The sequence below is a fragment of the Psychrobacter sp. AOP7-A1-24 genome (genome assembly GCF_052376235.1).
Lineage (GTDB): Bacteria > Pseudomonadota > Gammaproteobacteria > Pseudomonadales > Moraxellaceae > Psychrobacter.
Genome location: NZ_JBQSVM010000001.1, coordinates 99,541 through 113,832, shown reverse-complemented (window position 1 = coordinate 113,832; position 14,292 = coordinate 99,541). Strand labels below are relative to the sequence as shown.

Annotated in this window: 13 protein-coding genes; 10 read left to right on the top strand and 3 right to left on the bottom strand. The window is 41.5% G+C overall.

Features of this window, described 5'->3' with window-relative positions; genetic code table 11:
- Positions 1-92 precede the first annotated feature (92 nt).
- Complete coding sequence (gene nadR / locus ACT3QQ_RS00500) at positions 93-1,154, bottom strand: multifunctional transcriptional regulator/nicotinamide-nucleotide adenylyltransferase/ribosylnicotinamide kinase NadR (RefSeq protein WP_444526470.1); 1,062 nt, start codon at positions 1,152-1,154, stop codon at positions 93-95.
- Positions 1,155-1,878: 724 nt separating this feature from the next.
- Here nadR and ACT3QQ_RS00495 point away from each other — a divergent pair.
- The 4 genes from ACT3QQ_RS00495 (at position 1,879) to ACT3QQ_RS00480 (ending at position 6,198) form a co-directional block, all read left to right on the top strand.
- Complete coding sequence (locus tag ACT3QQ_RS00495; RefSeq protein ID WP_444526469.1) at positions 1,879-2,091, top strand: PspC domain-containing protein; 213 nt, start codon at positions 1,879-1,881, stop codon at positions 2,089-2,091.
- A gap of 461 nt (positions 2,092-2,552) precedes the next feature.
- Positions 2,553-3,539: a glycine--tRNA ligase subunit alpha gene (glyQ, locus tag ACT3QQ_RS00490; protein WP_444522955.1), complete on the top strand. Its 987-nt coding sequence runs from the start codon at positions 2,553-2,555 to the stop codon at positions 3,537-3,539.
- Between the two features lie 9 nt (positions 3,540-3,548).
- A complete protein-coding gene (gene glyS / locus ACT3QQ_RS00485; protein WP_444526468.1) occupies positions 3,549-5,642 on the top strand; it encodes a glycine--tRNA ligase subunit beta in 2,094 nt (697 codons plus the stop codon).
- A gap of 265 nt (positions 5,643-5,907) precedes the next feature.
- Entirely contained in the window at positions 5,908-6,198 is a 291-nt protein-coding gene (locus ACT3QQ_RS00480) for a hypothetical protein (protein WP_444526467.1), read from the top strand.
- 78 nt (positions 6,199-6,276) lie between these two features.
- Here the strand turns inward: ACT3QQ_RS00480 and ACT3QQ_RS00475 are convergent, their stop codons facing one another.
- A complete protein-coding gene (locus tag ACT3QQ_RS00475) occupies positions 6,277-6,723 on the bottom strand; it encodes a cell division protein ZapA (protein ID WP_444526466.1) in 447 nt (148 codons plus the stop codon).
- A gap of 105 nt (positions 6,724-6,828) precedes the next feature.
- On the bottom strand, positions 6,829-7,269 hold the full coding sequence (locus tag ACT3QQ_RS00470; RefSeq protein ID WP_444526465.1) for a hypothetical protein: 441 nt from the start codon (positions 7,267-7,269) through the stop codon (positions 6,829-6,831).
- 212 nt (positions 7,270-7,481) lie between these two features.
- On the opposite strand from ACT3QQ_RS00470, the gene ACT3QQ_RS00465 reads away from it, so the two are divergent.
- The 6 genes from ACT3QQ_RS00465 (at position 7,482) to ACT3QQ_RS00440 (ending at position 14,229) form a co-directional block, all read left to right on the top strand.
- Positions 7,482-8,135 (top strand): UPF0149 family protein, encoded by a 654-nt coding sequence (locus tag ACT3QQ_RS00465; protein WP_444526464.1) that lies wholly within the window; start codon positions 7,482-7,484, stop codon positions 8,133-8,135.
- A gap of 49 nt (positions 8,136-8,184) precedes the next feature.
- Positions 8,185-9,447 carry an acetylornithine deacetylase gene (gene argE, locus ACT3QQ_RS00460; RefSeq protein WP_444526463.1) on the top strand — a complete coding sequence of 421 codons (1,263 nt, stop codon included), beginning with the start codon at positions 8,185-8,187 and terminating at the stop codon, positions 9,445-9,447.
- Positions 9,448-9,610: 163 nt separating this feature from the next.
- The gene (locus ACT3QQ_RS00455) at positions 9,611-10,336 is read left to right on the top strand and encodes a LysE family translocator (protein ID WP_444526462.1); all 726 of its coding nucleotides are present in this window, start codon (positions 9,611-9,613) and stop codon (positions 10,334-10,336) included.
- A 777-nt stretch (positions 10,337-11,113) separates the two neighbouring features.
- Positions 11,114-12,328, top strand: a complete 1,215-nt coding sequence (locus tag ACT3QQ_RS00450; RefSeq protein ID WP_444526461.1) for an RtcB family protein — start codon at positions 11,114-11,116, stop codon at positions 12,326-12,328.
- 141 nt (positions 12,329-12,469) lie between these two features.
- Complete coding sequence (locus ACT3QQ_RS00445; RefSeq protein ID WP_444520214.1) at positions 12,470-12,706, top strand: hypothetical protein; 237 nt, start codon at positions 12,470-12,472, stop codon at positions 12,704-12,706.
- A 230-nt stretch (positions 12,707-12,936) separates the two neighbouring features.
- Entirely contained in the window at positions 12,937-14,229 is a 1,293-nt protein-coding gene (locus tag ACT3QQ_RS00440; protein WP_444526460.1) for a DUF711 family protein, read from the top strand.
- Positions 14,230-14,292 lie beyond the last annotated feature (63 nt).

Below are 14,292 nucleotides of genomic sequence, written 5' to 3'. Positions count from 1 at the left end.
TAAATACTGATATCAATATATTGCTAACTGTCATGCGCTAGCTGAATAACATGTGCTAGTAAATAAGTTATTATAAATACGATCAGTGTACGTTATGATTTTTTGCTATAGATATACTGATCAATTAATAGTAACGCTTGTTGGTAGCGAGCGTCATAGTCAGGCTGATCAATCATATGTGGCGTAATATTGTGACGTGCAAAAATATCTATCAAACGCTGCTCGAAGCGTCCACGCGCTTCAGGCGTACCCAAAGAGCGCATGCCATCATCAACCCATGGCGTATTGTTATCTAACATAATCGTGTGGTCTAAACGAAACTCGTCAATACAAGCAGCTACAAAAGGGTGCGTACGACCCTCATACTCTTCACAAAATGCTTGCGTAGTGACAAAGTCAGTATCAACGATGGTGATAGGGGCAGTCGCATTGGCTTTAGCACCTCGTATCGCTTGAGCATGATCAAGACAAATAGGGCCATAATCACTGTACTGTAATCCGACCTCGCTACCGCCTAAATCAGTACCGACATATAGACGTCCCATTTCTAGGGCAAAGCTGGTACCGTAATAATTAGCAAGCTTATGGACTAGCGTTGTCTTTCCTGAGCTTTCACCACCGACGATAGCGACGGTTTTGGTATAGTCGACACGTGCTTGTGGATGAAGTGCTGACCAATGGGCGACTGGATTACGAGCGATGGCATAAGAGTCAAAGTCAGGCTGTAGAGGTGTAGTAACGACTGGCAAAAGCAGCTGGTCTTGTATGTCATTGCGAGTGAGTGGGTGATTGTCCGCCATAAACAACACAGTTTCTGCTGATAGTGATAAGGCATCCATCAAACGTTGCAATTTGGCATTACTAGCAGCGATATCGATACTGACATTGTCGTCATTTGAACTATAGAGATGCTCGTGCAGCGGTAGCTCGATCTCATGAGTCGTATGAATATGAATAAATGGCAAATCGGCACAGGCCATCTGTAGCCAACGCGCTTTATCTTGTAAGGTGATGGTAAAATTTGGATGAGGCGATGGATGCGCCATAATAACGATGTGCAAGGTCTTGGCTTGTCCTGCTGCATCCAATATGCTGCGCATCTGCCCTAAATGTAGGGGCTCGAAATGTCCAATCATCAATCCAGTGTCGTACATAGTTATCCTTATTATTTTTTTATCCTAATCTTAGTGCTTTATGGCTATTCTAAAAATACGGTCAATGCTGTCTAAATCATATAGATTATCAAAAGTAGAAATCTATTAAGCCTCGTAATACCAACTACGTTGCTTACTTCTAATGTGATTCGTAGAGGTGTTTTTATCTAATAGTCGGGCTATGTCTCAGCTTTCACCATAGAACATTTGAAAAACAAAGTTGCTTATCAGCATGGTATAAAGGTTTTAGATGATTTGCAGGTGGGTTATTGTAAAAATAAGGTATATCGAACGTATAAGAAATTGCACATTTTTTAATTGAGGGTTCTTTCGACTGAGACAAATTAGTTAGTCAATAAGTTATTTGGTTTATAGAGGTTTTACTCGATCTTAGCGTTATAGAGCGAGTCTATCTCTTTGATTAAACTAAAAGTGACAAGATATAAGAAAATAAGGTGCAAGGTTATAGCAACAAAGGTAGTTTTGAAACATTTTGAAATAAATATTTAAAATCAGGGGTTTGCATGGTGTTACGACAGATTAGGGTAAGCTTGAGTAGCATAAACTCACAAAGTACTGCTATACCTTCAACAGATAAATCCTAAATTATTGATATACTTATCGGTAAGTTAGCAAAGCAAAATAATATCTTGGCTGAATACGTAAGATAATCAAAAAATAGAATAAAAAACAAACAAGAATAGAAAACAGAGAGGTATTTGATTTGGCTAAATTAGCAAAATTACATCGCTCACCAAATAATCGTATGATAGCAGGTGTGATGGGTGGTATTGCAGAATATGCTGGTTGGTCGCCAACATGGGTGAGAGTATTGTTTGTAGTAATTTCATCGTTAAGTGCAGCAGTACCAGGCATATTTATTTATATCATTTTATGGATAATCATGCCGAAAGCCAATAGTCAGTCTTACCAATAATAGGAGTTTGATAGCTAACCTTTAAAACAAGTTGCTCTAAAATTAGTGAAGAAACAAATCCAAGTTAAACGCAATTGCTCAAAACAATAGACCATTAAAAAATAAAAAGCCTGATCAATCAGGATGCCCAAGACACAATTTTCCTCCTGCCCGAATGCTAGCGCATTTGGGTATTTTTTTATCTATTGTATTCGTGCAACTTCTATGATGATTTACCTGAAAATATGCTATACAACCGAATATTTATGCCTAGTATGCAAATTTAGTTGACGTAAACATGGATAAAATAGTCAATTTTTAGTAAGGTGAGCAGGCAGATAGAGCCGTTGCCGAATAGGCCACGCGAGCGCTATCAGAGATTTATTTAATAATACTCATTTCACAGTGGCTTTACTATGAAAACCGAAACTATGACATCCCAAGCGATAACCCCGATGACACAAGATAAAGACTCTCAACCGATGACGTTTCAAGATTTAATTTTAACTTTGCAAAACTATTGGGCCGATAAAGGCTGTGTGGTATTGCAGCCTTACGATATGGAAGTCGGTGCAGGTACTTTTCATACCGCGACGTTTTTGCGCTCGTTAGGGCCTGAGCGCTGGAATGCGGCCTATGTGCAGCCATCACGTCGTCCTACCGACGGACGCTATGGTGATAATCCTAACCGTTTGCAGCATTATTATCAGTTCCAAGTCGTGTTAAAGCCGAACCCACCTAACATCCAAGAGCTGTATTTGGATTCACTACGAGCTATTGGTATTGATCCATTGGTGCATGATGTGCGTTTTGTAGAAGACAACTGGGAATCGCCAACGCTTGGTGCGTGGGGATTGGGCTGGGAGATCTGGCTAAACGGTATGGAGGTCACGCAGTTTACGTATTTCCAGCAAGTCGGCGGTATTGAATGCTTCCCTGTGACAGGCGAAATCACTTATGGACTTGAGCGTTTGGCCATGTATGTACAGGGCGTCGATAGCGTTTATGATTTAGTCTGGGCAGATGGTGAGTTTGGCCGTGTCACGTATGGCGATGTCTTTCATCAAAACGAAGTCGAGCAGTCTACCTACAACTTTGAGCACGCTGATGTGCCAATGATGGGTGAGATGTTTGATTTTTATGAGCAACAAGCGGACAAGCTAGTCGATGCAGGATTGCCATTGCCAGCTTATGAGATGGTATTAAAAGCATCTCATGCGTTTAACTTGCTTGATGCACGTGGCGCTATTTCAGTGACTGAGCGTCAGCGTTTCATCCTACGTGTACGTACGCTTGCTCGTAAGGTTGCTTTTGGTTATGTTGAAGCTCGTGCCAAATTGGGCTTCCCATTGGCTGATGAAGAACATCGCCAAGCCGCGCTTGATAAGTATTTGCCAAAAGAAGACGTGGCAACAGACGGCATAGCAAAAGACACTACCGACACCAACCAATCTACTAATAATAAATAGGAGCATCCCATGAGTACTATTCTATTTGAACTGGGGTGTGAAGAGCTACCTCCAAAAAGCCTAAAGCCACTACGTGATGCACTACAAGCAAGTGTCACCGAGCAATTGACGGCAGCAGATATCACCTTTGATAGCATCAAAGCTTTTGCTGCTCCGCGTCGATTGGCAATTCAGATTCAAGGCATTAGCGATAAGCAGCCTGATCGTACTGAGCAAAAACGCGGACCAGCCATTAAAGCAGCGTTTGATAGCGATGGCAATCCAACACGTGCGGCGATGGGCTTTGCCAAAGGTTTAGGTATCGAGGCCAGCGAGCTGATAACAATTAACACCGATAAAGGTGATTATGTCGGTTATGAGCAAACCATTCGTGGTCAAGCGACCACTGAATTGCTGCCAGCTATTTTCCAAACGGCGCTAGATAATTTACCGATTGCTAAACGTATGCGCTCAGGTGCTAGCCGCAACGAGTTTGTGCGTCCCGTCCAGTGGGTAGTATTGATGCAAAATGATACTGTCATTGATGCCACTATCCAAGGTCATCAGACTGGTACGCAAACGCGTGGTCATCGCTTCCATAGCCCTGACTATCATAATATCGAAAACGCCAAGGACTATGAGCAATTGCTAGACGGTCTAAAAGTAGTGGCAGATTTTGATAAGCGTCAAATGCTGATAAATAATCAAGTCAAAGCATTGGCAGATGAAGTAAACTCTGACGCCATCGTACCGCAAGACTTGTTAGATGAAGTCACTGCACTGGTTGATTTTCCAATTGCACTACGCGCAAGCTTTGAAGCACGCTTCTTACAAGTACCGCAAGAAGCACTTATCTCAACCATGCAAGCGGATCAAAAGTACTTCTGCTTAACCGATAAAACTGGCAAGTTGCAGCCGTATTTCATCTTTATCACCAATATTGAGTCGAAAGATCCAAACCAGATTATTGAAGGTAATGAGAAGGTTGTGCGTCCACGTTTGGCTGACGCAGAATTTTTCTTCTTGCAAGATCAAAAGCAGCCATTGTTTGCACTCACAGAGAGCCTAAAAAATCGCGTATTCCAAGATAAGTTGGGTACGATTTGGGAAAAGTCTGAGCGTATTGCAAAGCTTGCAGCATTTATCGCTACGTTGATGCAACAACAAGGCCACGATATTAACGTGGATGAAACCGTGCGCGCGGGCATTTTATCTAAAGCAGATTTGGCAAGTTCATTGGTTGGTGAGTATCCTGAGCTACAAGGTATTGCAGGTACGTATTATGCGCGATTGAATGATGAGCCTGAAGCGGTCTCTGCCAGTTTAGAAGAGCAGTATCTACCTAAGTTCAGCGGTGATGTATTACCGCAAACACCGATTGGTATTTGCTTAGCGTTAGCTGATCGTTTAGATACGCTGGTTGGGATTTTTGCGATCGACCAAGCGCCAACGGGTTCAAAAGATCCGTTTAGCTTGCGCCGTTCTGCTATTGGTATTTTACGTATTTTGATTGAAAAGCAGTTACCGATTAATCTAGTAGCGTTGGTTGAGCAGGCTATTAAAGGCTATAGCGATGCTGAAGGTAGCAAGATTGCCAAAATGGGCGATACTTTTACTCAAGTTATGGCATTCTTAAATTCGCGCTATCGTGCGATGTATACAGAGCAGGGCGTTAGCGTCGATACGATTCAAGCAGTGCAAGCGATTAATCCGCATATGCCGCTTGATTTTGATCAGCGTATCCGTGCCGTGCAAGCATTTAGCGAGCTGTCACAAGCGTCGATGTTGGCTGACTCAAACAAACGTGTTGCTAATATATTGGCCAAGTCAGAAGTGAGCGTTGCTGATACCGTCAACGAAGCGCTACTATCTGAATCTGCTGAGCAAAACCTATATGCGAGCGTGAAGCAAGCACAGACAGTGGTACAACCATTGCTTGAGCAAGCTGGCTATACGCAAGTATTGCAAACACTTGCTAGCTTGGATGAGCCGTTGACACAGTTCTTTGATCAGGTCATGGTTAATAGTGAAGATGTTGCACTTAAAAATAATCGCTTGGCATTGTTAAAGCAGGTTCGCGCCTTGTTCTTGACTGTGGCTGATATTAGCGAGCTACAACTGTAATCCTGCTAAAACTTGACTGTTACCTTTGATAAAAAAACCTGGCTTACCATGGTCAGGTTTTTTGTTATGCAGTTAATTGATTTGCTCGTACAGCTATCCAATGGATCTAACTAGGTAGATAGAGCAATCAGGAATTAAACGGTAAAGGCATTGTATTGTCGCTATTATTGACGGTAAAATTTACGCTATCAAAACGCATTAAGTAATCTTAATTTAATAGATTTCGTTATTTCTTACGTTTACCCGTAATCGAAGGAGCACTACTGTGGCTGCTGTTATTATTGTAATCCTCATTATTTGGGCTTCAATGTGGGCTTTTTACAAGTTTATGTACCCGCGCCCACCCAAAAGTATGATGCCAAAAGAAGGTGATGTGATCACACCGCGCCAGTGTGATTTTTGTGACAATAGTTTGGCTGAATATCGTGGTGTACTTGAAACCAAATCGAGCACAGTCACCGATGGTGATGTTGAAGCGAATCAGGAGCTATTCTTTTGCAATTATGAGCATCAGGCAGACTTTCATGCAGGCAAGACCTATAAGCCTTATGCGTAAACAGATAAAAGATTGACCATAAAAAAGCGCCTAGCTTGATTGGCTGGGCGCTTTTTCGTTCAATAAAGCATGATGTATTTATAGAATAGAATGTGCGTCTTTCATAATCTTGTTCAGCAATGCCTCAGACTGTTTGTTTTTCTGCAAACGCTCTTCATCACTTCTTTGATTGGCATGGATTTTTTCATACAAATTTAAGCAGCACAGTACCAGTATGCTTTCTTGGCTGAGGCTTGGAGAGTCTCTTTTTAGGTCGAGCGCATAGTTATTGATATACGAAACCGCTGACAGCAGCTCTTCTTGTTCGTGTACGGGACAAAAGATTGGGTATGTAACTCCAGCAATCGCGATATCGACTTTTTTGATTTGTGGTTCAGGTGTTTTAGGTTTTTCGGTATTAGATTGTGCCATAGTGCTGGATATGTTTGATTCTGTGGCTGTATTTTTTTTCGGCGGTAATGGTGAACTCGGCGCTTGAGCGTCTTTTGGTTTTTTGTCTATCGATTTACTTTTGTCATCGGTCATGATAAATCCTACAATGTTTGGTCAGTGAAATGAGTAATATCAGATTTTACAAATAGCGTTTGGTAGTTCAATAAGCAGTATGTTGCTCTCTATTGCAAGAACGCGTTAGCCTTCTGCTTGATCGATACGGGTTAGGCGTTGCAACACGACTTGCGTACGCTCAGCTGCCAATTGATTCTTCTTTTGTAGTTCACTGTTCTGTTGTTTGATATCGCTACACTGCTGCTTTAGCTCATTATTTTCTTGTTGCAGCTCGCTGTTTTGTTGTTGTAATTGGCTGATCTGTTTTTGCAGTTTGTCTTGCTCTTCACCGATCATATGATGCGCTTCTGCGAGACTCTGATAGCGCTGATCGAGGTCGTTCAGTTGTTTCTTTGCACCGTCACGTTCGCTATGGCTGTCATCCAGTTTGGTTTTGAGTGCGGCAAACTCTTTTGAATCAGTAACAGGGTGTTGTTTTAAGCTGCTAAGTTCAGCACTGACAAGCTGATACTGTTTTTTGATGTCGAGTACCATTTTTTCTAATATTCTAAGTTGATCATACATAGTCAGTTTTTATCCTTAACAAGTAAGCGTGAATGAATTTTGTTCGCTGCATTTAATAATGCCATAGGTGACCGCATAATATCTATATCAACAAAGTAATTACAAGCATTAGGCTTTATCTTTTCACTTTTATTTATTGATGATTTGTCCACGACATTTTATCGTGACTATCTTTATTTTATGAGCAGTAATCAATTACTAGGACATCTATTATGAATGATAATATCTCTGGCTGGAACACTTGGCTAACCGCGTTTGACGATTGGAATGACGTGTCTATCAGCGAAGTGCATGGCATGATGACAGGGCTTATGACGGCTTGTAATGCACCTGATGAAGCAACTTGGGCTAAGGTATTTGAGGAGCTAAGTTTTGCCCCACTACCAGAGCCTGCACTAACTTTGCTGACAGAGGAAGCAGAAGATGTTGTGTTTCAGCTGAAAGACAACGATGATGCCTACGCGTATATGCCACTCATCCCAGATGATGAACATGATTTATACGAGCGCGTGATAGCGTTGAAACAGTGGGCTAATGGTTTTATGACAGGTTTTGGAATTACCGATTGTAGTTTGACCAGTGAAGAAAATGAGATGCTATCTGATTTGGCTAAGATTGGTGCAATCCGTCTAGAGGAAGAAGAAGATTTTGAAGGTGGGGAAGAGTCTTATCTTTATATCTATGAATTTGCTCGTATAGTACCAGTAAGTTTTGCCACGCGTAAACGTAAGGCTGTTAATGGTATCGCGCTTATCGCTGGTTTGTCTATCGATGCCAAAACAACCAAAGAGCTACAGGCAGAAGGCAAGCTACCAAAACCAATGCCACCAGTGGTCGATGTGATGAATCATAACAATCCATCATAAGCCAGCTCTGACATACCAGAGTTCTGAAAAATTGTAGTAAGGATATTTTATGATCCAAGATAATAGCGATAACGTTGATGTTGATAATAGCAACGATTTTCAACTGAAAAACGCTGAGCATCCTAACCAAAGTCTTGATTGGCTAACACGTCTTATTGCTTTTGATACCGTTAGTCGTGATTCTAATTTGGCTTTGATTAACGATGTAAAGTCGTACTGCGAGCAGTTAGGTTTGACGGTGGATTTGACCTTTAATGAGGCTAAAACTAAGGCCAACCTGTTTGTGACTGTACCTGCTGGCGAAAACGCTGATATTATCAATAATGGTTTGGTTTTATCTGGTCATACTGACGTTGTGCCTGTTGATGGGCAAGCGTGGTCTTCAGATCCTTTTACAGCGACGATACGTGGTGACAAGCTGTATGGTCGCGGTGCTTGCGATATGAAGGGTTTTATCGCTTGTGCGCTAACGGTATTGCCACAAGCGGTACAGCTATCGAATAACGGTCAGCTACGTCGTCCATTGCATTTGGCGTTGTCGTTTGATGAAGAGGTTGGCTGTTTGGGTGCGCCATTGATTTTGGCTGATCTAAAAGCACGTGGCATTACGCCTGATTACTGTATCGTCGGTGAGCCAACCAATATGGCGATGGTGGTCGCGCATAAAGGTATTGCTGTTTATCGTTGCCGTGTACATGGTAAGTCGGCGCATTCTTCGTTGACGGCGCAAGGTGTCAATGCTATTAGTTACGCTAGCCGTTTGGTAAATTATGTAGATGACTTGGCTCAAGAGTTGAGTGTGCGTGATGATGGAGATGCGCTGTTTGATGTGCCTTATTCAACGATATCTATCGGTACGATACAGGGTGGTACCGCGACCAATATCGTTCCCAATCTATGCGAGTTTACCTTTGATTACCGTAACCTGCCACACATGACGCAAGACGATATATTAGCGCCCATTCAGGCTAAAGTCGCTGAACTAAACGCGCAAATGCAAGCGCGCTCGCCAGAGACTGGTATTGAGCTGATACAATCAGTAGGCGTACCGGCTATGACTGATAGTGATAGTGATGAACTACAATCGCTAATCGCTGCACTGACAGGTGATAATGAGCGCCACAAGGTGGCTTACGCGACTGAAGGTGGTCAGTTTACCAATGCAGGTATTCCAACTATTATCTGTGGTCCTGGTAGTATTGAGCAGGCTCACAAAGCGGATGAATATGTAGCGCTTAGTGAAATTGAACGATGCGATGCGTTCTTAGAGAAGCTGTTAGATAGCTGTACGACTCAGTCGTCTATGCAGTAGTTTAGTTATCACTCAGTATCGTGTACTTCATTTTTTAACACTTTTTCATATATAGAGATAAGTTACACCGTCTTAATGGCGGTGTTTATTTTTTAATGGCTTATTTAAGTCGTATAGCGGTTTATATTAGAACTATTTACATATAACGAAGTAGGGGTGATTGATGTCTTGGCATCTGTTTGTAGTATTTTTCGCAAGTACGTTTTTTATATCAGCGACCCCTGGTCCGAACATGCTGCTAGCGTTTCAGTACGGCATGAATTATGGCGTTAAGCGAACTTTATGGACATTGGCAGGTTTAAGTCTTGGCTTGTTTGTATTATTACTATCGACACTGCTTGGATTGGATGTCATCAGTCGCCAGTCACCTTGGCTGCTGACCATCATCAAAGCTGTAGGTGCAGTATATTTGATTTATCTGGGTATCAGTTCTTGGCGCGATGCTGGTGATGGTAGTTTGATGAGTGATGCTAAAGAATTGAGTGCCGAGGTAGCGGCAGGCTATACTGTTGATAGCGCACCTAATACACCGCCGCCGCGTTCGCTCTCTAGTGCTGCTACCAAAATAGCCCCAGACAACGCAACCTTGTTTCGTACGGGTGTTTGGGTATCACTATCTAACCCGAAAGCTATTTTGTTTTTTGCAGCATTTTTTCCTAAGTTTATCAATTTCAGTGCGCCATTATGGCCGCAATATGTGCTATTGACCATCGGCTTGTTTTTGAGCGAGACGATTTGGCAAATTGTTTATACTTTAGGCGGCAAAAAGCTGGCAAGTTGGCTCGATGTAGGTAATCGTTTGGCTTGGCTCAATCGTGGTTGCGGGGTGATATTTATTATTATTGCTGCGGCTTTATTGGCTGAAGTTATAAATAGTTTTATGGTTTAAAAAATACCAATATATCTTTAAATTAAAGTGCTTAATTAAATGTACGTTTCCTATATTTTTTCTATAAAAAATAAATTAGTTATTGACTTTAATTTTTAAATCGTTATTATTACCTCATTGATTTATAGTGCTTGTCTTTACAAGTGATAAATTATCCTAATTAATCTGCTACTGTCGCCCTGACATTAGCCATAACCTATGGAGGAATCATCGTGTCCTATTTAACTATTAAGACGTTTTTAAAGATTGAATGTGTAAACTACCTGACAGCAGTGACGACTTCGCAAAGGTGTGGCTAAGCTTGTAAGTCAGTTGTACATTGATTTTCTACCTATGATTATCAAACAACAACTTTCTATATCTGCCGGATCTATCCCTTTTCTAAGTCCATTGTCCAAGATTGCTCTGCAAGCGTGTTAAGCGATTTTGCACCTACTGTTGTCTGTTTACCTAACATTCCTCTTTATCGTTATTGCTAATAAAGTGACTCAGGCTATGGTTTAGCTGTTGCTTTCCTATGCGTATAGTATTTACGCTGTGGCTGACGGTTTTGATTTATATCACCCTTCTTTAAAACGTCCATTATAAATAAACCATATTTTTTATTAGTTTTATAATTAATAAAAAATGATATTTTGTTGCCTAAATTTTATGAATTATTAAATAATTTTCTTATTAAACGTTTTGTTTAATTGAGATGGGTAAGTGATGCCTAAAAATAATAATAGTCAAAAAATATTATATGGTTATTAAAAACTAAAATGGAAATAAAAAATTATGAGCATTCAATTAGTATTAAATGAAAACCGTAAACACGGCGTACCAGTTAAGATTTACACATCAGATGTTGAGCAAGGGGCGATGCAGCAACTACGCAATTTGGCTCAGCTGGAATTTGTACATTCGCATATTGCGGTAATGCCTGATGTACACGTTGGTAAAGGCGCCACAGTCGGCAGCGTGATCCCGACCAAATCGGCGATTATTCCTGCTGCGGTTGGTGTCGATATCGGCTGTGGTATGAACGCAGTACGCTTGTCCCTGACGGCGAGTGATCTGCCTGATAGCTTAAAGTCATTACGTTCAGTAGTAGAGCAGCAAGTGCCAGTCGGTTTTAATATGCACAAGCAAATTCAGGCTAAGAACTCAACGCTTGATCCATTAGGTAAGCGTCTAAAGCCAATTACTGATAAGCATCCGGGCTTGCTCAAAATGCTCAAAGGTTTTGAGCGTACGTGGGCAAGGCAGCTGGGCACATTAGGCGGTGGCAATCATTTCATTGAGCTGTGTTTGGACGAAAACAAAGATGTCTGGGTAATGCTACATTCGGGCAGTCGCGGTATTGGTAACTGTATCGGTCGCTATTTTATCAATCTGGCAAAAAAAGAACGTCAATCACGTTTTGGTCATGTGCCTGACCGTGATTTGGCTTATTTTGCCGAAGGGTCTGATAGCTTTGCTGATTATGTTGAAGCGGTTGGCTGGGCACAGGATTATGCGCTAGAGAACCGCCGCGAGATGATGCGCTTAGTGATTAAGTCATTACAATCGCCACAAGCAGGATTGCCACGATTTCAGCTGACTAAAGAAGCCATCAATTGTCATCATAACTATGTCACCGAAGAAGTGCATTTTGGTGAGCAGGTTTATGTGACGCGTAAAGGGGCTATCAGTGCTCATGATGGTGAGCTCGGTATCATCCCAGGTTCTATGGGTGCAAAGTCTTTTATCGTACGTGGTCTTGGCGAGGCTGAGTCATTTTGCTCATGTTCGCATGGGGCAGGGCGACAGATGAGCCGTGGCAAGGCTGTACGAGCATTTACTATCGATGAGCTAAAGGCACAGACTGACGGCGTCGAGTGTCGTAAAGACGAAGGTGTCATTGATGAGATACCTGGCGCTTATAAAGACATTGATGAAGTGATGGCCAACCAAGCTGATTTGGTAGAAGTGGTGCATACGTTGAAACAAGTCATGTGTATTAAGGGCTAGAGAGTAAAATCATAGCGAGTCACGCCGGTGTCAATCGAGCTAAGTGTACTGTTTGCGCTTGATGTCCTAGTCGTGACCTCACTATGCGGTTACTCAAATATATAAAATAGATTTAGAGTTATTAAAAATATAGGTAACAACATGAGCTTAAAACAAACCTTAAAAAAGGCCAAACAAATCGAACGGCAGTTAGAGCAACAAGCTGAAACAGGCGTTCAGCAGTCGCTAGGTACTGTTAAGCCACGCAACTATTTGGCATTGGATCCGCTATTAAAAAAAGGTGGTATTCACGAAAAGGAGGATATCGATATCGTTCGCAAAAAACGTCGCCGTGAGACCAAGCAGCAGTTACGGCAGACGGATTGGTTAGCTGAATAACTATACCAAAGCAGTCATTGCTCATTTTTCAAAGAGTTTTGGTATTAAGCCTAGAACGGCGTATCATCAATGAGTGCAATGATAATACATGATGCGTTACTTTTTATCGGCACGCTTGACATCATTTCGAAAACAAGCCTATTTTACTAGCAATCCCTATGTATACTCATACTTGAGTAAATTTGTATGCTACGTATTATGGGTTTTTTCGTTCAAAAAGTGGAGAGATTATGAGTGATAATAGTAGTGCTAAGACATCGTTAGATTTTGAAATGATAGAAAAACTAAAAGATAAAAAGCTGTGTAAGGTTCGGACAGTGACAACTTTTATCAACTTATATTCAGATATGGCAACGTGGCAAGCTGTATTGGAAGATGCTATTACACACTGTGAAAAAGTAGTAGAAAATCTAAATAGTAAAGACTATACCGTGCAATCAATACGGATAGTGACTAACCCGTACGGTGAATACCTAGATACTTCAAGTCTATCGACGGCTTCTACTGGATTGGCAACAATCACTGATATTCTAGACGTACTTAATGAAGGCAAAAGTGGTCTGAGAGTGCGCTTTGCAATCGGTGAAGCCAAGACAGCACAGGAGATTGAGTTATTGCCCGAACTGATTGCGCAATATGGTGATTTATGCAACGCTTGTGTGAATGTGACTGCCAATGAGATAGGTATTTTAGATAATGCACTTATTGAACAATGCGCTGAGACAGTACAAGCTATCGCTAAACTGACACCTAGAGGTGAAGGGAATTTTAATTTCACTGTAAATTTTAACTGCGATGAGTTTATTCCTTATTTTCCAGCAAGCTATCATAGCGGCAAGACTGAGAAAGGTTTTGTTGTTGGTCTTGAAACTCCCGATTTATTGGTAGAAACGTTGCAGTACATCCGTAAAGAGTCTCTCTTAAACGGTATGACTTATCAAAAGGACCAGCAGTTTATATTTGATGCTTTGAGCAAAGCCTTGCAGTACCATATCAATAATATCGATAGCTGTGTACAGCAGCTTAATTCAGCATCAGACTGGCGTTATCTCGGTATAGATACCTCACCAGCGCCTTCTAAAGATTGTCATTCTATGGTTGATGTCTACAAACTGCTTGGCGTACCTTATTTTGGTGCTTCAGGTACAGTGGAGACCTCTGCTTTACTGACCAGAGTTTTTAAGTCAATCACAGACATCGATATGGTTGGTTTCTCAGGATTGATGCTGGCGGTTACTGAAGACAAAGGATTGGCGCAAGCCACGCTTGATAATGAGTTTGATATTCCTATGTTGTTGACCAACAGTGCCATCTGCGGTATCGGTCTTGATACAGTTCCTATTCCAGGTGATACACCCAAGGATAAATTATGTGCCTTGATGCGAGATACAGGTACCATGGCATATCGGTTAAATAAACCGCTGACCGTGAGAGTATTTCCTGTTCCAGAGCTTGATGCCGGTGATATTACTCAGTTTGAGAGTAGTGATTTGTGCAATTGTGCCGTATTAGCAGTGCCTTGATAGTAATGTCTGCTATTTATCAGTGGCAGTCATTTTTATGTGATGATTTTTTGTCGATAATTG

Excerpts from the sequence above, each read along its gene's own strand:
- ACT3QQ_RS00445 (WP_444520214.1), top strand. The coding sequence starts at position 12,470 with ATGAGCTTAAAACAAACCTTAAAAAAGGCCAAACAAATCGAACGGCAG.
- nadR (WP_444526470.1), bottom strand. The coding sequence starts at position 1,154 with ATGTACGACACTGGATTGATGATTGGACATTTCGAGCCCCTACATTTA.
- ACT3QQ_RS00475 (WP_444526466.1), bottom strand. The coding sequence starts at position 6,723 with ATGACCGATGACAAAAGTAAATCGATAGACAAAAAACCAAAAGACGCT.
- ACT3QQ_RS00470 (WP_444526465.1), bottom strand. The coding sequence starts at position 7,269 with ATGTATGATCAACTTAGAATATTAGAAAAAATGGTACTCGACATCAAA.
- ACT3QQ_RS00440 (WP_444526460.1), top strand. The coding sequence starts at position 12,937 with ATGAGTGATAATAGTAGTGCTAAGACATCGTTAGATTTTGAAATGATA.
- argE (WP_444526463.1), top strand. The coding sequence starts at position 8,185 with ATGATCCAAGATAATAGCGATAACGTTGATGTTGATAATAGCAACGAT.
- glyS (WP_444526468.1), top strand. The coding sequence starts at position 3,549 with ATGAGTACTATTCTATTTGAACTGGGGTGTGAAGAGCTACCTCCAAAA.
- glyQ (WP_444522955.1), top strand. The coding sequence starts at position 2,553 with ATGACGTTTCAAGATTTAATTTTAACTTTGCAAAACTATTGGGCCGAT.
- ACT3QQ_RS00465 (WP_444526464.1), top strand. The coding sequence starts at position 7,482 with ATGAATGATAATATCTCTGGCTGGAACACTTGGCTAACCGCGTTTGAC.
- ACT3QQ_RS00455 (WP_444526462.1), top strand. The coding sequence starts at position 9,611 with ATGTCTTGGCATCTGTTTGTAGTATTTTTCGCAAGTACGTTTTTTATA.
- ACT3QQ_RS00450 (WP_444526461.1), top strand. The coding sequence starts at position 11,114 with ATGAGCATTCAATTAGTATTAAATGAAAACCGTAAACACGGCGTACCA.